Genomic DNA, 19,081 nt, shown 5'->3' on the forward strand with positions numbered 1-19,081 from the left:
TGACCGGGTTAACCCGAGGGGCCGGGCAGCAAAGAAGCGTGACTATACCATAGCCGGAAAACAGCTCGCAAACGGACCATGAAAAAATGCGGTGGGCGCGCCGGAAGGCCATAATATGGGCCAAGGCCGTCGCCACTACATTTCGCGGGCCCGCCCTTTCGCAAACCCGCGCGGGCGCTCGGCAAGCACACCCAAACCATGACCGAAGACATCCTCATCAACATCACCCCCTTTGAAACCCGCGTGGCGATCACCGCCAACGGCATCGCCCAGGAGCTGCACATCGAGCGCAGCATCCAGCGCGGCCATGTCGGCAACCTGTACCTGGGGCGCGTCGCCCGGGTGCTGCCGGGAATGCAAAGCGCTTTCGTCGACATCGGCCAAGAGCGCGCCGCCTTCATACACGTCTCGGATCTCAGGCAAAACCGCCTTGGCCGCGCCGGCACCGAGGCGATCGCGCCGACCCCCATCGAAAAACTGCTGTTCGAGGGCCAGTCGCTGCTCGTTCAAGTCATCAAGGACCCCTTGGGCACCAAGGGCGCGAGGCTCTCCACCCACATCAGTATCGCCGGGCGCATGCTGGTCTACTTGCCGCACGAGCCGCACATTGGCGTGTCCCAGCGCATCGGCTCCGAGGACGAGCGCAACGCACTACGCGACCGCCTCCAGGCCCTGCGGCCAACCGACGAGACCGGGGGATTCATCGTCCGCACCCAGGCCGAGGGCGCCACCGACGAGGAGCTCGCCGCGGACATCGCCTACCTGCGCATCCTGTGGGCCGAGATACAAGCCCGGATCAAGCGCCAGCCGGCGCCCTCCACCGTCTACACCGACCTGACCCTGGCACAGCGTGTCCTGCGCGACATGGCCTCGCCCGACACGTGTTCGATTTCAGTCGATTCCCGCGCCGTCACCCAAGAGCTGATCGACTGGGCGGGCCGCTATACCCCATCGATTGTCGATCGCATCCACCACTACGGCGGCAACCGCCCGCTGTTCGACACTGCCAACGTGGACGAGGAAATCGCCCGCGCCCTGTCGCGCCGCGTCGAACTGAAATCAGGCGGCTACCTGATCATCGACCAGACCGAGGCCCTGACCACCGTGGACGTCAACACGGGCGGTTATGTCGGCGGCCGGAACTTCGACGATACGATTTTCAAGACCAACCTCGAAGCCGCGGTCGCCATCGCCCGGCAATTGCGGCTGCGCAACCTGGGCGGCATCATCATCCTGGATTTCATCGATATGGACGACGAGGGCCACAAGGCCTCGGTCCTCGACGAGCTCAACAAGGCGCTGAGCCGCGACCGCACCCGCATGACCGTGAGCGGGTTCAGCCAGCTCGGCCTGGTCGAGATGACGCGCAAGCGCACGCGGGATTCGCTCGCCCACCAGCTCTGCGAGCCCTGCCCCACCTGCGCCTCGCGGGGCAGCGTGCGCACACCGCGCACGCTGTGCTACGAAATTCTGCGCGAGATCCTGCGCGAAGCCCGCCAGTTCAATCCCAAAGAGTTTCGGATCGTCGCCGCGCAGGCCGTGATCGATCTGTTCCTCGAGGAGGAAAGCCAGCACATGGCGATGCTGGGGGATTTCGTGGGCAAGCCGATCTCGCTGCAGGTCGAGGCCGCGTACGCCCAGGAACACTACGACATCGTCCTGCTGTAGCGCAGCGGCGCACGCCCCACCTCAGTGACTGAATGAGTTTTCCCAACCCTCGGCGATGCCGCACACCTCGGGTTTCATCATGGCGCTGAACATGCGATAGACGATGTCGAGCTGGCCAGCATAGTAGCTGTACGCCTTGGCATTGACGCTGCGATTATGCAGCAGGACCAGGCTGATCACGACGCTCTGTTCCCAGCCGGCACCGGGCGTCGGCCGGTACACCACCCGCCCGTACGAGGAGGCGTCGGGCTCCATCTCGAACACGAAGGTCTCTCCGCACAGTGCCTGATGCTTGAACAGGGCCTGCTGGACCGCGGCGAAATCGACCGGCAGGCGCCGCCGCTCGGTGACCAGATGCTGGGGTGTCTCAAGCTCGCGAAGCGTCAGCGCGCCGGGCTGGGTCGCGCAGCCCGCGAGGCCGGCCATGAGGATCGAGGCAATCAGGACTTTCATGAAGACTCCGTATCCGCGGACCGGCCGCGAACAATAAAGAGGGGCCACCCGGGGCATTGGGCGGCATGCAAGGCATTCCTAGGCATCCTGGAACTGCAAGCGGTAGAGGGACGCGTACAGCCCGCCGCGCGCCAACAGAGCATCGTGCGTGCCCTGCTCGACAATGCAGCCTCGGTCCAGGACCACGATGACGTCCGCCTTTTGCACGGTGCTGAGGCGATGGGCGATCACCAGCGTGGTGCGTCCCGCCATCAGCCGCTCGAGCGAGGCCTGCACCTGACGCTCGGATTCGTTGTCCAGGGCCGAGGTGGCCTCGTCCAGGATCAGAATGGGCGCGTCCTTGATCAGCGCGCGCGCGATCGCCAGCCGCTGGCGCTGGCCGCCCGACAGCATGCTGGCATTGCTGCCGACCTGCGTGTGCAGGCCCTCGGGCAGGCCATCGACGAAATCAAGCAAATTAGCGGCCTCGAGCGCGGCCCGGATCTGGCGGTCATCGACGTTGCTCAGCGCCCCGTAGGCCACGTTCTCGGCGATCGTGCCATCGAACAGCACGACATCCTGGCTGACGAGCGAGAGCTGCGCCCGCAGCGAGCGCAAACACAGCTCGGCGATGTCGATGCCGTCGATCCGGACGGATCCGGCGCAGGGCTCCACGAAGCGCGGCAGCATGTTGACCAGGGTCGTCTTGCCGCTGCCGGAGCGGCCCACCAGTGCGACGGTCTGTCCCGGCGTGACTTCGAGGGACACCCCGCAAAGCGTATCCGTGGCGGCATCGGGAAAGCGATGGCTCACCTCGCGAAAACTCACGCGCCCGCTCGCGCGCCCCTCGAAGCGCCGCGTGCCGGACTCGGCCTCGACCGGCTCGTCGATCAGGGTGAAGACGCTCTCGGCGGCCACCAGCATGCGCTGCATGGCGCCCGCGATGTTGGTCAGGCGCTTCATGGGATCGAAAATCTGGCCCAGAGCCGCCATGAAAGCGGCGAAGCTGCCGACCGTCAGACTCTGGTGGTTGGCCTGGTAGAGCGCCATGGCCACCACAGCGGCGACCGACAGCGCGATGAAGAACTGTGAAATCGGCGACATGGCCGCATCCGAGCCGACTGCCCGCATGGCGAACCGGCGCAGGCGCCCATTGACGTAATCGAAGCGCGAGCGCTCGCGCTCGTACCCATCGAAGAGCTTGATGACCCGTTGTCCGGAAATGCCTTCGCCGACCACGCGGGTCAGCTCGGCGTTCATGTTGATGGTGTCGCGGTTGATGCGCCGCAGGCGGCGGATGAATATCCTCGCGGTCGCCACCGACAGCGGTAACATCACCAATACGATGAGGGTGAGCTGCCAGGACATGTACAGCAGGACGGCCAGCAGCGCGACTACAGTGAGCGATTCGCGCACGATCACCATGATGACCTCGGTCGCCAGGCCGCTGACGGTCCCGGCATCGATGGTGAAGCGGTTGAGCAGGCGGCCATGATCGCCGCGCCGGTAGGTCTCGTCGGACAGGCCCAGCAGGCGCTCGAACATGTCGCGCCGCAGGCCCAGCAGCATATTGTTGGCGATCCAGGACAACAGGTAGGTGCTGAAGAACGAGCAGAAGCCGCGCAGCAGCATCAGGCCGATGACGGCCAGCGGAATGGACCAGATGTAGGACGGTTTGGCCCCTGAAAAGCCGTCATCGAGCAGGGGCTTCATGATGACGGCCAGCACCGGCTGGGTGGCCGAGGCGACCGTCACCAGGAGCAGGGCCAGCAAGGCGGCCTTCCAGTCCTTGCCCAGGCGGCTGTAGATGCGCCGCCAAAGGAGAAACTTCGGGGGGTGGCCATCGGCCGCTTGCTCTCGATCGGACTTCACCCGACGCACTCTCTTATATACTTGTGAATCATGCATTTTAGCCTGCCGACCCGTTGGCTTCAGTGATACCGTCCATGCCCGCCTCCGCCGCGCCCACGCTCCACGCCATCTACGTCCGGTTGCCGAACTGGGTGGGGGACGTCTGCATGAGCCTGCCCTGCCTGGATACCCTCATCGCCACCGGCGCACCGGTGGTGGCCTGCGCCCGACCGTGGGCGCGGGACCTGCTCTCGGCCTACGAACTGGCCGGCTTCGTGCCCATGGCGGGGAACTGGCGCGCTGATCGCAGTGCGGTGCATGCCTGGCGCAAAAAATCCCACCACGCCCGCACCGTGGGTCTGCTGCTGCCCGACTCACTCTCCAGCGCGATGGTGTTCCGCTTTGCCGGCGTGCCCTGCGCGGGCTACCGCGACGACGGCCGCAGCCTGATCCTGCGCTGGCCCATGACCAAGCCGCGCGCCCCGATGCACGCGGTGCAGTCATGGTTCCACCTGACGCGCCTGGCCCTCGAGCGCTGGGGCCTGCCCGCCGGCTCCCCGACCCCGGAGGACGCGCTCGACTGGCGGCCGGCCGGCGAGCACATCCAGGCGGCGCGCGCGGCGGCCGAGGCGGCCGGCGTCGCGGACACGCCGTTCGTGCTGATCGCGCCCACGGCGGTTGGCCTGCACAAGGGCCGGATCAAGGTCTGGCAGGGCTTCGACTCACTGGCCCAATCGCTGCAGGCGCGGGGCTATCCGGTGCTCATGGCGCCGCCACCGGCCGAGCGCGACGCGGCGCTCGCGGCCGCGCCCACGGCACAGTGCCTGCCGCCCTTGCCGCTGGGGGCCTTTGCCGTCCTGACGCGCCTGGCCGCAATGACGGTCTGCAACGATTCCGGGGTTTCGCACATCGCCGCCGCCGCCGATGCGCGCCAGATCACTTTGTTCGGCGTCACCGATCCCGCGCGCACCGGCCCCTGGTCACCCCGAGCCATCCGGCTGGGCGGTCCGGGCGCCTGGCCCACCGCGCCCGAGGTGCTGTCCGCCGCCCTGTCCCTCCTGGAGCCTCCGCAAGCCGCATGAACGTCCCCAGCCTGCTGGCCAACCTGATCGTCCCGCTGAACCTGTCCGTCACGCTGCTGCTGCTGGCGGTCATCCTATCCATGGCGCGCTGGCGCAAAACAGCCGCCCTGATTGCGGCGACGTCCGTCGGCTGGGTGCTGTTCTGGTCGCTGCCGACCTCCTCGCTGTGGGCCGGGGGCCTGCTCGAGCAGCGCTACCCCTCCATCCAGGCCGACCGGCAGCCCACTGAGCAAGCGATCGTGGTCCTCGGCGGCAACACGGCCAACAACCGCGACAACTGGTTCGAGCCCTACGACCGGTCGACCGCCGTGCCGCGCACCGAGACGGCTCTGGCGCTCTACGAGGCAGGCCGCGCGCCCATGATCATTGTGTCGGGAGCCGCCCTGGACGGCGGCCAGAGCGAAGCGCACATGATGGCCATGGCCCTGCGCAACCGGGGCGTCCCGTCGTGGGCGATCATCCAAGAGGGCCGCAGCTTCACGACGCGCGAAAACGCCGTCTACACAGCCGAGCTGCTGCGCCGCCTGAAGATCGACCGGGTTCTGCTGGTGACCTCGGCCCTGCACATGCCGCGCGCCATGGCCAGCTTTCAGAAAATGGGAATCACGCCCGTCGCCGCCCCGTCCCCGCCCCAGATCGTGGTCCCCGAGCAGCCGGATTTCTCGTTCTGGGAACCCGACATGCGCACGCTCGACGCCAGCCGCTCGATCGTCAAGGAATACCTGGGTCTGCTGGTTTATTGGGTCCGCGGCTGGATCTGAGCCGCACGCTCATCCAGGATGCGCGCATACAGCGCCAAATACTGGCGCGCCACCTCGGGCCAGGCATGACGCTCCAACAATTGCTGGGCACCCGCGCCGAGGCGGCACCGCAGGCCGGCGTCGGTGCGCAGGCGCTCGATGGCCTCGGCCAGCTCGTCGGCGTGTTCGGGGTGCGAAATCACCAAGGCATCCTCGCCCGCGCGCACGTACTGGGCGAACCCGCACCACGGCGCGGGGCTGAGTACCACCGGCAGGCCAAAGGACATGGCCTCGAGCGGGGCCATCCCAAAGCTATCGTTCAAGGTGGGGTGCACGTAGCAGTCGGCCGCCTGGTAGTAGGATGACACATCCGAGGTTTCGCCCACCAGCCGCACGCGCGCGCGCACCGGCTCGGGCGCGCCCCGGACCTCGTCTCGGGCGGCGGCATTCGCCCCCACCACCAGCAGGTGGACGGCCGCGGGCAGGCGCGCGAGCGCCCGCAGCGCCGTGGGCAAGCCCTTGCGCATCGGATTGCGCGCGACCAGCAGGCAGACATGAGCATCCGCGTCCAGTTTCAACTCGTCCCGCGTCGCGGCACGCCGGTCGGGCGCGCGCGCGTCCGGACGTGAGACCCCAGGCGGAATCACCGGCACGCGCAGCCGCTCGCCGTACGCCTGCAGCAGCTGGTGGGCGATGAGGGCGGACACCGCCACCACCTGATGCCCAGGCCGTGTCGCGACCCGTCGCGCCTCGAGGCCCAGATAGGTCCGTACACGCGGACTGAGGTACGAGAGCGCGCGCTTGGCCACGGACATGGGCTGGACGCGCCAGCGGTAGCGCACCGGGGTGACGTGCACCACCTCGACGTCCCCGCACCAACCGTTCATATGGGAATGGACGATGTCGAAGCCCGAGCGCGTCGCCCGCGCTGCGCGCCGCGCAAACAGGAACACCCGGATCCAGCTCGGCCAATGGCGGCTCGTGACAATCGGCACGAAGGGCAGCGTCAGGCCACAAGCCTCGTCGTACTCACGGGCGAAAACGGTGATCCGATGACCCGCCGCGGCCAGCTCGCGCATCAGCGCCACCCCGTAGGCCTCGGCGCCGCCGAAGCGGGCGCCGAAACGATCGACGACAAAGGCGATCGCCAGTGGCCATGGGTCGGCGGCGGGTGCGGGCTCGGGCATTGGGCTCAGGCGCCCTGCTCTGGGCAGGCGGGGATGGGGCTCATGAGCGGATTATATCGGCCCGACTCGCATCAGGCGCAGACTTCACGGTAAAAATCCATCGTCCGTCGCGCAAAGACCGGCAGGGAGAACAACTCCAGCGCACGGGCGCGCGCCGCCTCGAGGAGGCCATGCCCAGCCGGCGCCGCCAGGCGCTCCAGCAGCCAGGCATGGGCGGCCTCGGCGCAGCCCTTCGGGATGACCCAGCCGTCCACCTCGTCGCGGACCAGTTCCGGCAGGCCGCCGGCATCGGAGACCAGCGTCGGCAGCCCCATCGCCAGGGCCTCGCAAACGGCATACGATCCCGCCTCATGCAGGGACAAGACGAAACTCATGTGGCAAGCCGCCAGCACTTGACGCGGATCGGCCACGAGCCCCGGAAACCGCACCGCCTGCTCCATGCCCAGTTCGCGAACCTCGCGCCGCAAGGATTCGGGGGGCGGATTGCCCGCCACCAGCAGGCGCAGGCGCGCGCGCGAATGCGGCGGCAGGCGGGCCGCCGCCCGCACGAGGAAGATCCAGCCCTTGTCGTGGTCCGTTCCCCCAACGCTGCCCAGCACCAGCGCATCGTCCGGGAGCTCGCCCAGCAATGCCCGGCGCGCACTCTGCGCGGCCTGTGGCGAGGCGGGCGCAAAATAGTCGGTATCGACCCCCAGGCGTATGGTGTGGATCGGACGGCGGCCGTAGGGCGAATCGCGCAACTGGCGGCTGACGAAATCACAGACGCCGATGGTGCCGTGCGTGCCAAGCCCGGCTCGGATCCAGTTGCCCGGGCTGCCCACCGGTTTGGTGTTGTGCTTGGTCCAGACGATGCGGGGCGCGTGACGCAGCCCCAGGCAGGCCAGCATCACCTGCCGGTGATCCGCCGATCCGTTGACGTGCACGAGGTCGAATTTGCCGTGGCGCAGCAGGCGCCGCATCCGACGGACCTCGCTCAGCATGGGCCACAGCCGCGTGCTGTAGATCGTGTCCAGGCAACGCACGCCGGGAATCCGTCCGGCCAGGGCGAATAGATGGCTGGTCCCCGGAGTCGCCAGCGCGACCTCATGCTCGCCCTGGAAGGTGCGGGCCAGATTGAGGATGTAGGGAGCATGACCGCCGCTGCCACGCGGATGGAAATTGGTGTAGAGGATCTTCATGCAGTCGCAAGGGCGCGGGCCGGGTCAGTAGGATGTCCTGTCAGGGTGGGATTCATCCGCGGCCGCCGGCAAGGTCCGCTCGGCGCGGATACGCTTGCCGTCCTCGAGGCGCGTCAAGCATTTCTGCAGGAAGCGCAGCAGCAAGGTGGACCGCACCACCGCGACGCGCGGCAAAACGAACGGATCGTCGTCCGGGCGGGCCAGCCCGCGGGCGGTGGTCGTGGCGCTGTCATAGCCGCTCTCGCGCACGCAGTCTGCCAGCGCCGGCGTGAATTTGCCGTAAGGGTAGCAGAACGCGGTCACGGGCGCTCCGGCGACCTGCTCGAGGGCGTCGCGCGAATCCCGGATTTCGTTGGCGGCCAACTCGGGGGAGAGTCGCGGCAAGACAGGATGGTTCAAGGTGTGGGAACCGGCCTCATGGCCAGCCGCCACCCAGGCCCGCACCCCCTGGGCATCCATCAGCGGCGAAGGCGGCACGCCTTCGTCGCGGTCCCAGATGTTCGAACCGCCCAATTGGCGGGCGACGAAATAATTGGTCGCGTGAAAGCCGCAGTCCTCGAGGATCGGCACGGCATGATCGAGCACATTGCAATAGCCGTCGTCGAAGGTGATGCCGATGACCTTGCCGTGCTTCTCACCCCGCAGATAGGGCATGAGTTGGGCCATCGACAGGCCCCGAAAGCCCAGGCGCCGCAACCACAGCATCTGCCGCCGAAAATCCCGCGGATGCACGGTCAGGCCCCGATAGGGCGTGCCCCGCGGGGCTGGTTCACCAATCTGGTGATACATGAGGATGGGAATCATGGACGGATTATTCATGAAGGCGGCCTGCGGCCGAGCCAGTATAGCTTCACATAGCGGTAGAAGCTGCCGGTCGCAGCCATTCCCGCCAGCACCAAGCCCTGCCAGCCGTCAAGAAATCCACGTCGCAAAACATAGTGGCGGATGAAGGTCCAGGCGCCATGCCCGAACGGCCCCAGAACGCTGGTGCGCCGGCCGCGCTCGAAGGCGGCGCGCGCCGCCTCGGTGGAATAGCGGTTGATCTTGTCGATGAAGATTTCCAGGCTGGCATAGGGATAGTGCAAGAAATGCCCGGGCAAGGTGCCGACCCGGCCTTGGACCTCGACGCGCTCGTGCACGGGCGCGTCGGTGAAGCGCCCCGCGCCGCGGCGAAACAGGCGGACGACATAATCGGGCCACCAGCCGCTGTGGCGAATCCAGCGGCCGCAAAAATTGGATAGCCGGGCGATCCGGTAGGCGTCGGCATCCGGCGCGCTCAGGATCCGCTGGATGGCCCGCGCCAGCTCGGGCGTGACCCGCTCGTCGGCATCGATCGACAGCACCCAGTCGCCCGTCGCCAGATCCAGGGCGAGGTTCTTCTGGGGACCGAAGCCCGGCCAGTCGGCCGAGGCCTCGACCCGCGCGCCGCGCGCGTGCGCGATGGCGCAGGTCCTGTCGGCGCTACCGGAGTCCAGGACGATGAGCTCGTCGGCAAAGGCCACGGAGTCGAGGCAATCTCCGATATGGGCTTCCTCGTCCCGGGTGATGACGATGACCGACAAGCGCATGCCAATCTCCTTGCGCGAGGTGGACGCCGCAACGCGCGACATCAGGCGCGCCGGCTGCGCTTCCAGCGCTTCCAGCGGTTGAACAGAGGGCCGATCACCGGGTGAGCCGCCACCTGGATGCGGCGTCCCACCGAGCTGCCCGTGGTATCGCGCACGGCGAAGCGGTAGATGTTCAGGGGATCGGCCCCAGGGAGGTTACGACCGAAAGCCTGTGTCGTATACAGGTAGCGAAAACCCGCGCGCTGCGCGATCTCGACATAATCGGCGTCGAAATAGCCTTGGGGCCAGCACAGGTGCGGCGAGGCCTCGCCCAGACGCCGGGCCAGGGTGGCGCGAGACTGGGCCAGTTCGTCGAGCATGCGCGGGTTCTTGCCAGCGGGATCGGTCTGATCCCAGCGGGTGTGCGTATGCGTGTGGCTGTGGAATTCGATCAGGCCCTGCGCGCGCATGGCCTCGATCTCGGACCAGCGCAGCATCACCTCATCCGCCCGGCCCTGGGCGATGCGCTCTTCGCAGTCCCGATGCGCCGGTGTCTCGGGCAGGGTCGCGCCCTGGCCCATGCAGGGCCGTGCGGGGCCATCGCCGATCCAGCCGGTGACGATGAATACCACGGCCTTCATGTCATAGCGGCGCAGCAAGGGGGCGGCATACACCCAATTGTCCAGATAGCCGTCGTCGAAGGTGATCAGCACCGAGCGGCGCGGGGCGCCGCCTTCGCGCAAGTGGCGCGCGAAGGCCTCGGTCCCCAATGCGGTATAGCCGCGCCGGGCCAGCCAGGCGAGCTGGTCCTCGAAATGCTCGGGCGTGGTGGCGATCATGCCGCCCTCCGGTCGAACGTGGTGGTACATCAGCACGGGAACGGTCACTATGGATGCCATGCGAGCTCCTCAAGCCAGCGCCGGTAGCAGGTCTCGGTCTCCCGCCCCAGAGCCTCGCGGGTGAAACGGTCGTCCTCGAGGCAATAGCGCCGGCCCGCCGCGCCCATGCGCGCGCGCAGCGCCGGGTCGAGGGTCAAGCGCTCCAAGGCCTGGGTCAGCGCCGGAATGTCGAACAGGGAAACCAGCAAGCCGCTGACGCCCTCCTCCATCATTTCGGGTACGCCGCCGACCCGCGTCCCCACGACAGGCAGGCCAGCCGCGCCAGCCTCCACAAAGGCCGTGCCCGACGCCTCGATATGGGTGGCCAGCGCAAAGATGTCGCAGTCCGGCAACAGGGCGGGCACATCCCCCCGGTAGCCGAGCAGGTGAATGCGCTCGCCCAAGCCCAGGCCCCGGACGTGGTCGCGCAATTGCTCGAGCGCCGGCGAGCCGCCGCCGACGATGACCAGATGCAGGTCCGGATGGCGCGCAAGCAGAGGCTGCATGGCCTCGATCATCTGGGCATGCCCTTTTTCCTTGCGCAACACCCCGACGCTGCCGACCACCACCGCCTGCGGTCCGAGGCCGAGCTCCGTCCGCAATACTGGGGCGGGCATGGGATCGGGAAAATCGACGGCCGGGTAGACCACGGCGACGTGTTCCGGCGATACGCCGCGCTCGATGAGATGGCGGCGCACGAACTGGCTGGCGGCGATCACCCGCCGGGGGACGCGGGTATAGGACAGGAGCGAGCCCACCGGCTTGGCCAGGTGCCGGGTGCGCACGATCAGCGGCACCCCGGCCAGACGCGCGGCGGCCCCCACCAGCAGGGTGTCGCGCCGGCTGTGGGTGTTGACCACATCGAACGCGCCGCGCCGCATCAGCCGCATCAAGTGTGGCAGGCCCCTGGCGTGATTCCAGGCCCCGTCCATGGGGAGGGTATCCACCTCGAAACCAGCCTCGCGCAAGGCCGGCACGAGGCGGGCGGTGGGCTGGCAGACGGCCCGCACCTGGTGCCCGCGCGCGCGCAAGGCATGCAGCAGGCGGAAAATGTATTGTTCCTGCCCGCCGAACCCCGTGGCCGCCTCGGCATGCAGGATGCGCAAAGGCCTCATCCGTAGTTCACCTGGACGTTGTCGGCGGACAGCCAGCGGCGCGCGCCGGCGATCAGTTCATCGTCCATGTGCACACGCCAGTCCTCGCCCAAGCGCAAGGCGCAGGAGAACGCGGGCCGGCTCAGCCGGATCTCGACCGGAACGCCTTCGCCGGACTGTGCGCGCCAGGGATCGAGCAAGACCCGCAGGGCGCGCGTATCGGCCGCCTCGGGCAGGACCAGTCGCAGCGACTGTGCACGCGATTCACGAATGCGCTGCAGGTCATACAGATCGTCGGCCGACACCCGCAGGCCCCCCGAATACTCGTCGTGGCTGACCCGGCCGTGAATCACCAGCAGGCGATCCTCTTTGAGACGCTGGCGATACTGCTCGTAGAGCTCATTGAAAATCGCCACCTCGATCTGGGCGGTGCCGTCGTCGAGCAGTGCATACAGCATGCGGCCCCGCCGCGTCATGCGCGGACGCACCGCCGCCAGCACGCCGGCAATCCACTGCGACCCTCGCGCTGGCGCCAGGCGGGCCAGCGGCGTGGGCGCGACGCGCCGGACCTCGTCGCGCCAGGCATCAAACAGGTGTCCGCTGAAATAAAAACCCAGGGCCGCCTTCTCCTCGGTCAGGCGGGTCTGCAGGTCCCAGGGCGCGACGCGGGCAAGCTCGCCCGCCACCACCTGGCCGGCGTCATCGTCAAACAAGGACACTTGGTTGGCGTTGCGCTCGGCTTGCTCGGCCGCCTCGACGGCGCTGCCCAGCGTCTCGATCAGGGCGGCCCGATTGGGTTCGAGCGTATCAAAGGCGCCCGCGCGGATCAGGGCCTCGATGCAGCGGCGATTGACGGCATGCCGATCGACGCGCGCGCAGAAATCGAACACGCTTGCGAACGGCCCGCCCTGCGCCCGCGCGCGCAGGATTTCCTCGACCGCGGATTGCCCCGTCCCCTTGACCGCCCCCAGCCCATAGCGGATGGTGCGCGGCGGCCGGCCGCGGGCGGTGTGCTCGTCCTCGACCGGCTCAAAGCGGTAGGCCGAGGCGTTGACATCGGGTGGCAGCACCGCCACATTGTTGACCAGGGCATCGCGCCAGAACACCTGAACCTTGTCGGTGTCATCCATGTCCGAGAGCATGGTCGCGGCCAGGAACTCGGCCGGATGATAGGCCTTGAGCCAGGCCGTCTGATAGGAAATCAGGGCGTAGGCGGCCGAGTGGCTCTTGTTGAAGCCATAGCCCGCGAACTTTTCCATGAGATCGAACAGGTGGGCCGCAAGGTCTGCGTCGTACCCCTTGGCGACTGCCCCCTCCTGGAAAGTGACCCGGTGCTTGGCCATTTCCTCGGGTTTTTTCTTGCCCATGGCGCGACGCAGCAGGTCTGCGCCGCCCAGCGAATACCCACCGATGATCTGCGAGATCAGCATCACCTGTTCCTGGTAGACGATGACCCCATACGTGCTCTTGAGGACGGGCTCGAGATCCGGGTGAAAATAATCGACCTCCGCGCGCCCGTGCTTGCGATTGACGAAGTCCACCACCATCCCGGATTCCAGTGGGCCCGGGCGGAACAGCGCCAGCAGAGCGATCACGTCCTCGAAGGTGTTCGGCCGCATGTCCTTGAGGAGCTCCTTCATCCCGCGCGATTCGAGCTGAAACACCGCCGTGGTGTTGGCTTCGGACAGCAAGGCGTAGGTCGCCGCGTCATCCAGCGGCAGGCTCATCAGGTCGAAGTCACGCTTGCTGGGATTGAACTGGCGCACGTAGCGCACGGCCCAGTCCAGGATCGTCAGGTTGCGCAGGCCCAGAAAGTCGAACTTGACCAGCCCCGCCGCCTCGACATCGTCCTTGTCGAATTGCGAGACCACGCTGGACTCGCTGCCCGGCTGGCAATACAGCGGACAGAAATCGGTCAGCTTGCCAGGCGCGATCAGCACGCCGCCGGCGTGCATGCCGATATTTCGCGTCAGCCCCTCGAGAGGCCGCGCCAAGTCGATCAGGGCGTGGATTTCCTCGTCATTGTCGTAGCGTTCCTTGAAGGCGGGCTCGTGCTCGAGCGTGCGATCCAGCGTCCAGGGGTCCGCCGGGCTGAAGGGAATCATCTTGGACAAGTGATCGCAGACGCTGTAGGGCATCTCGAGCACCCGGCCCACGTCGCGCACCACGGCCTTGGCGCCCAGCGTGCCGAAAGTCGCGATCTGGCTGACCGCCTCGCGGCCGTATTTTTCCTTGACATAGTCGATCACGCGCTCGCGGTTGTCCTGGCAGAAATCGACGTCGAAGTCCGGCATCGAGACCCGTTCCGGATTCAGGAAACGCTCGAACAGCAGGTCGTAGCGCAAGGGGTCCAGATCGGTGATGCCCAGGCTGTAAGCGACCAGCGAGCCCGCCCCCGAGCCGCGCCCAGGGCCCACGGGCACGCCGTGACTCTTGCCCCAGTTGATGAAGTCCTGCACGATCAGGAAATAGCCCGGAAAGCCCATGTCGATGATGGTCTTGCACTCGAGCTCGAGCCGCTCGCGATAGGCCGGCGCCTGGCGCAAACGCTCGGCCTCGTCGGGATAGAGCTGCGCCAGGCGCCTCTCGAGCCCCTGGCGCGCAAGCTCGTGCAGATAATCGTCCAGCGTCACACCGTCGGGCGTCGGAAAGCGTGGCAACTGCGGATGACCGAGATCCAGCGTGAGATTGCAGCGCTTGGCGATCTGCACGGTGTTGGCGAGCGCCGAGGGCACGTCGGCGAAACGCCGTGCCATGTCGGCGCTGTCGGGCATGTACTGGTCCGCCGTAAAGCGCCGCAGCCGCCGGGGATTGCCCAGCAACTCGCCCTCGGCAATACAGACGCGCGCCTCGTGCGCCCGGAAATCGGCCGGCTCGATGAACTGGATCGGATGCGTCGCCACGACCGGCAGGCCCTCGGCCGCCGCCAGGCGCAGGGCCGCCTGCACGTAGGCCTCGTCGCCCTCGAAACCCGCGCGCTGCAGTTCGATGAAATAACCGCCGGGGAAATCCGCCTCCCAGCGGCGCGCCAGCAGCGCCGCCTCGTCGGTGCGGCCGGCCTCGAGCGCCTGCCCCACGTCCCCGGCCCGACCGCCCGACAGGACGATCAAGCCGCTGGCGCCGCCGAGCCATTCGCGCCGCACCTCGGCGCGCCCCCGGTAGCCGTTCTCGGTCCAGGCCCGGGTCAGCAATTCACACAAGGCCAAATAGGCGTCGTGGCCGCTCGCGAGCAGGACGATCCGGTGGGGCTTGTCGCGGTCGGCCGGATTCTGCAGCCAGACATCACAACCCGCGATCGGCTTGATCCCCGCCTTGCGTGCGATCTTGTAGAACTTGATCAGGCCGAACAGATTACCCAAATCCGTCAGGGCCAGCGCGGGCTGCCCAAAGGCAACCGCGCGCCGGACCAGATCGGGGATGCGCGCAATGCCATCGACCACCGAGAATTCGGAATGGCTGCGCAGATGGACGAACGAGGGGGGGGCGGGGTTCATGATCATGGTCGAATTGTACCTAGTGTCCTGTCATCGCAGGCACCGGGCCAGGGGTCGCCGCGCTAGCGCGGCATGGCGGACCAGGCCTTCTGCAAGCGCTTGACCGACACCGGATAGGGCGTGCGCAGGGCCTGCGCGAACAGCGCCACGCGCAACTCCTCGAGCTGCCAGCGGAAGGTCTCGAGCCGCGAGTCCGGCGCCCCCTTCATGGCGGCGTGCGCGCGGCGCCAGGACAATGTGAGGGCCGCAACGTCCGCCATCGCGCGGGCGTCGCGCGCGGGGTCCTCACGTAGTTTGTCGATGCGCACCTGGGCGGCCTTGAGGTAGCGCGGAAAATGGCGGAGCTGCTCGTAGGGCGTATCGCGCAGGAACCCTTTGCCCATCAAGGCCGACTCCTGAGCGCGCAGATCCTCGAGGACCTCGGGCCAGGGCCTGGCCTGAGGCAGTTTTTTGTGCAAGGCGGCCCGCTCGGCAAGGATCTGCCCCGCCAGCCGGGCGATCTCCTGGGCGAGCAGGCTCAGCCGCCCCCTGCCCTGCTCGCGGCGCTGCTCGAAGGCATCGGCGTCCTCGGGCCAAGGCTCGGCCAGGCACGCCTGGTCCAGTGCACAATCGATGATCTGGTCGCGCAGCTCCTGCTGAGTCCCCAGATCCATGTACAGCATCCCCATGCGGGTCAGCTCCGGCAGGTTCTTTTCCAGGAACCTGACCTGTTCACGCAACGCGATCCGGAACAGGCGGCGCAGGCCGGCACGGTGCTCGCGTCGGGCCTCGCGCGGATCGTCGAAGACGTCCAGGTCGCAGGATTCCCCCCGGTCGCGCAGCGCCGGATAGCCGATGAAGGACTGGCCCTTGCGGTGGATCTCCAGCAGCTCGGGCAAGGGCCCGAAAGTCCAGGCCGTCAGCCCCTCGTGGCCGAGCGCCTGCGCCACCTCACGATCGCTGGCCGCGACCTGCTGAAACGAGGCCTGGGCTTGACGCCCGTGCTCGGCGCGTAACTGATCCAGATTGCGGCCGCCCGACAGCATGCGCCCATGCTCGTCGATCACCTTGAAGTTCATGAACAAGTGCGCAGGCAGGGTCTCGAGCTTGAAATCCCCCGTCTGGACACGGATTTTGCGCTGCGCCCAGATGTCCTGGATCAAGGCCGCGAGCAGGCTGATGTCCGGATCCGAGGCGCTCTCGAACCAGCGCTCGTGGAAGCCCGCCGCGTAATCAGGCAAGGGCACGCAATGGCGGCGCAGCTTCTGCGGCAGCGACTTCAGCAGCAGATGGACCTTTTCCTTGAGCATGCCCGGGACCAGCCACTCGCACCCCGCCGCGTCGATGCGGTTGAGGGCGAACAGCGGGACGGCCAGCGTCATGCCATCGCGCGGCGAACCGGGCTCGAAGTGGTAGTCCACCGCCATCTCGACACCCGCGCGCGCCAGGCGCCGTGGGAAGACGTCCGTCGTCACCCCGGCCGCATCGTGGCGCATCAGATCCTCGCGCGTCAGCATCAGCCGGGCGGCGGCCGGGGCGTCCAGCGCGCCGACCCACTTTTCCAGGCTCGCGGTCTGACAGACATCCGGCGGGATCTGCTGCTCGTAGAACGCCTGGATCAGCGCATCGTCGACCAGAATGTCCGGCCGGCGGCTCTGGTGCTCGAGCCGTTCGATCGAGGCGATCAGCTTGCGGTTGTGGACGACGAAAGGCAGTATGGTCTCGATGTCGCCGGGCACCAGCGCATCGCGAATGAAGATCTCGCGCGCGGCCGCCGGATCGACCCGGCCGTAGTGCACCCGCCGTCCCGAATACACCGGCAAGCCGTGGACCGTGCCGCGCTCGTTGGCAACCACCTGGCCCGACTTCTTTTCCCAGCGCGGGTCCGACCAGGCGCGCCGCAGCAGGTGGGCCCCCGCCCGCTCGATCCATGTGGGCTCGATACGCGCCACACAGCGCGCGTACAGGCGGGTGGTCTCGATCAGCTCGCCAGCCAGAATCCAGCGCCCGGCTTTTTTCTGCAAGGGCGAACCGGGATGGATGGCAAAGCGGATGTCGCGCGCCCCTTGGTACAGATTGGCCTCCTCGCCCTTCATGCCGATGTTGCCCAGCAAGCCGGCCAGCAGGGCCATATGGATTTGCTCGACCGTTGCCGGCGCCTGATTGAGCCGCCAGCCCTGCTCGCGCGCCAGCGTCAACAACTGCACCTGCGTATCGCGCCATTCCCGCAGGCGCACGGGGGACAGGAAACTGGCACGCAACCTCTCGACGAGCTTGCGTTGCGAGGCCTTGTGCGCCACCTGCTCGCCATACCACGCCCAGAGTTTGAGCCAGGCCATGAATTCGGACTGCTTGTCGTTGAACTTGGCATGGGCAGCCTCGGCCGCGTCGCGCGCCTGCAGGGGCCGGTCGCGCGGATCCTGCACCGAAAGGGCCGACGCGATGATGAGAATCTCGGTCAGGCACTGCTGCTCGTGGGCGGCCAGGATCATGCGCGCCACCCTGGGATCCACCGGCAGGCGGGCCAGCGACCGGCCGATGGGCGTCAGGCGGTTGCCCGCGTCCAGGGCCCCCAGCTCCTGCAGGAGCTGATAGCCATCGGCCACGGCACGGCCGGTCGGTGGATCGACGAATGGAAAGGCTTCGACATCGTCCAGCCGCAGGGCCTTCATGCGCAGGATCACCGAGGCGAGCGACGAACGCAGGATCTCGGGGTCGGTGAACGGCGGCCGGCCCTTGAAATCGTCCTCCGCATACAGCCGCAGGCAGACCCCGGAGCCGACACGCCCGCAGCGCCCGGCGCGCTGATTGGCCGAGGCCTGGCTGATAGGCTCGATGCGCAGCTGTTCGACCTTGCTGCGCCAGGAATAGCGCTTGATGCGCGCCAGGCCGCTGTCGACCACATAGCGGATCCCCGGCACCGTCAGCGAGGTCTCGGCCACGTTTGTGGCCAGCACGATGCGGCGCGCATTGCCGCGCGGGCGAAAGATCTGCTCCTGCTCGGCGCGCGACAGGCGCGCGTACAGAGGCAGGATGACAGCCCCGGCGGGATGGCGCTTGCGCAGCGCCTCGGCGCACTCGCGGATTTCGCGCTCGCCGGGCAGGAACACCAGCACGTCGCCCGGTCCGTGGCGCGCGCACTCGTCGACGCCGTCGGCCACGGCGTCTATCAGGTCGCGCTCCTCGTCACGCGCCTGCGGCGGTGCGCCGTCCTTGCCTTGCACCGCGGGCTCGGCCACCGGCCGATACAGGATCTCCACGGGGTAGAGCCGGCCCGAGACCTCGATGACCGGCGCCGGCCGCTCCTCTGTGCCGAAGTGCCGGGCGAAGCGCTGCGCATCGATCGTCGCCGAAGTGATGATCAGCTTCAGGTCCCGCCGTCGAGCGAGGAGCTGTTTCAGGAAACCGAGCAGGAAATCGATGTTCAGGCTGCGCTCGTGGGCCTCGTCGATGATGAGAGTGTCATAGCGGCGCAGCAGCGGATCGCGCTGGGACTCGGCCAGCAAAATTCCGTCGGTCATGAGCTTGATGGCCGTGGATGGCCCCGCCCGCTCGCTGAAGCGGATCTGATAGCCGACCCAGTCGCCCAGTTCGGTGTCCAATTCCTCGGCAATGCGCTGCGCCACCGAGGTTGCCGCCAGCCGCCGGGGCTGAGTGTGGCCGATCATGCCCCGGCGGCCGCGCCCCAGCTCGAGGCAGATCTTGGGCAGTTGCGTCGTCTTGCCCGAGCCAGTCTCGCCGCAGACGATCACCACCTGGTGCCCGGCAACCACGCGCGCGATGTCCTCGCGCCGGGCGCTGACGGGCAGCTCCTCGGGATAATTCAGGGCCGGCAGCGGCCGATCGGGGGCGGCGGCCGGAGCGGCGCGCCCTTGTGGTTTTTCAGACGAATTCATGACGTCCCGGATGTTACAGTCAGGAGAATGCCGTGGACGAGGATCGACACACGAC

General features: G+C 67.6%; 13 protein-coding genes. 3 read left to right on the forward strand and 10 right to left on the reverse strand.

Annotation, left to right across the window (positions count from 1 at the left end; all coding sequences use genetic code 11):
• Positions 1-198 precede the first annotated feature (198 nt).
• Entirely contained in the window at positions 199-1,668 is a 1,470-nt protein-coding gene (gene rng, locus ABS761_RS05220) for a ribonuclease G (RefSeq protein ID WP_350407061.1), read from the forward strand.
• Positions 1,669-1,689: 21 nt separating this feature from the next.
• Here the strand turns inward: rng and ABS761_RS05225 are convergent, their stop codons facing one another.
• Positions 1,690-2,121, reverse strand: coding sequence for a hypothetical protein (locus tag ABS761_RS05225; RefSeq protein WP_350407063.1), 432 nt, complete (start codon positions 2,119-2,121; stop codon positions 1,690-1,692).
• 78 nt (positions 2,122-2,199) lie between these two features.
• Complete coding sequence (msbA, locus tag ABS761_RS05230) at positions 2,200-3,972, reverse strand: lipid A export permease/ATP-binding protein MsbA (protein ID WP_350407064.1); 1,773 nt, start codon at positions 3,970-3,972, stop codon at positions 2,200-2,202.
• A gap of 74 nt (positions 3,973-4,046) precedes the next feature.
• On the opposite strand from msbA, the gene ABS761_RS05235 reads away from it, so the two are divergent.
• Positions 4,047-5,033 carry a glycosyltransferase family 9 protein gene (locus tag ABS761_RS05235; RefSeq protein ID WP_350407065.1) on the forward strand — a complete coding sequence of 329 codons (987 nt, stop codon included), beginning with the start codon at positions 4,047-4,049 and terminating at the stop codon, positions 5,031-5,033.
• Complete coding sequence (locus ABS761_RS05240; RefSeq protein ID WP_350407066.1) at positions 5,030-5,794, forward strand: YdcF family protein; 765 nt, start codon at positions 5,030-5,032, stop codon at positions 5,792-5,794. The genes ABS761_RS05235 and ABS761_RS05240 overlap by 4 nt, the downstream gene beginning before the upstream one ends.
• Here ABS761_RS05240 and ABS761_RS05245 read toward each other — a convergent pair.
• From ABS761_RS05245 to hrpA, 8 genes are all read right to left on the reverse strand, one after another.
• The gene (locus ABS761_RS05245) at positions 5,770-6,960 is read right to left on the reverse strand and encodes a glycosyltransferase family 4 protein (RefSeq protein WP_350407067.1); all 1,191 of its coding nucleotides are present in this window, start codon (positions 6,958-6,960) and stop codon (positions 5,770-5,772) included. The genes ABS761_RS05240 and ABS761_RS05245 overlap by 25 nt on opposite strands.
• 71 nt (positions 6,961-7,031) lie before the next feature.
• Positions 7,032-8,138: a glycosyltransferase gene (locus ABS761_RS05250; protein ID WP_350407068.1), complete on the reverse strand. Its 1,107-nt coding sequence runs from the start codon at positions 8,136-8,138 to the stop codon at positions 7,032-7,034.
• A gap of 24 nt (positions 8,139-8,162) precedes the next feature.
• Positions 8,163-8,957: a polysaccharide deacetylase family protein gene (locus ABS761_RS05255; RefSeq protein WP_350407069.1), complete on the reverse strand. Its 795-nt coding sequence runs from the start codon at positions 8,955-8,957 to the stop codon at positions 8,163-8,165.
• The gene (locus tag ABS761_RS05260) at positions 8,954-9,706 is read right to left on the reverse strand and encodes a glycosyltransferase family 2 protein (protein WP_350407070.1); all 753 of its coding nucleotides are present in this window, start codon (positions 9,704-9,706) and stop codon (positions 8,954-8,956) included. The genes ABS761_RS05255 and ABS761_RS05260 overlap by 4 nt, the downstream gene beginning before the upstream one ends.
• Before the next feature lie 41 nt (positions 9,707-9,747).
• Entirely contained in the window at positions 9,748-10,584 is an 837-nt protein-coding gene (locus tag ABS761_RS05265) for a polysaccharide deacetylase family protein (RefSeq protein ID WP_350407071.1), read from the reverse strand.
• Positions 10,572-11,678, reverse strand: coding sequence for a glycosyltransferase family 4 protein (locus ABS761_RS05270; protein ID WP_350407072.1), 1,107 nt, complete (start codon positions 11,676-11,678; stop codon positions 10,572-10,574). The genes ABS761_RS05265 and ABS761_RS05270 overlap by 13 nt, the downstream gene beginning before the upstream one ends.
• Positions 11,675-15,151, reverse strand: a complete 3,477-nt coding sequence (dnaE, locus tag ABS761_RS05275; protein ID WP_350407073.1) for a DNA polymerase III subunit alpha — start codon at positions 15,149-15,151, stop codon at positions 11,675-11,677. The genes ABS761_RS05270 and dnaE overlap by 4 nt, the downstream gene beginning before the upstream one ends.
• 62 nt (positions 15,152-15,213) lie before the next feature.
• Complete coding sequence (gene hrpA, locus ABS761_RS05280) at positions 15,214-19,026, reverse strand: ATP-dependent RNA helicase HrpA (RefSeq protein ID WP_350407074.1); 3,813 nt, start codon at positions 19,024-19,026, stop codon at positions 15,214-15,216.
• Positions 19,027-19,081 lie beyond the last annotated feature (55 nt).

Source organism: Castellaniella sp. GW247-6E4 (genome assembly GCF_040276065.1).
Lineage (GTDB): Bacteria > Pseudomonadota > Gammaproteobacteria > Burkholderiales > Burkholderiaceae_B > Castellaniella.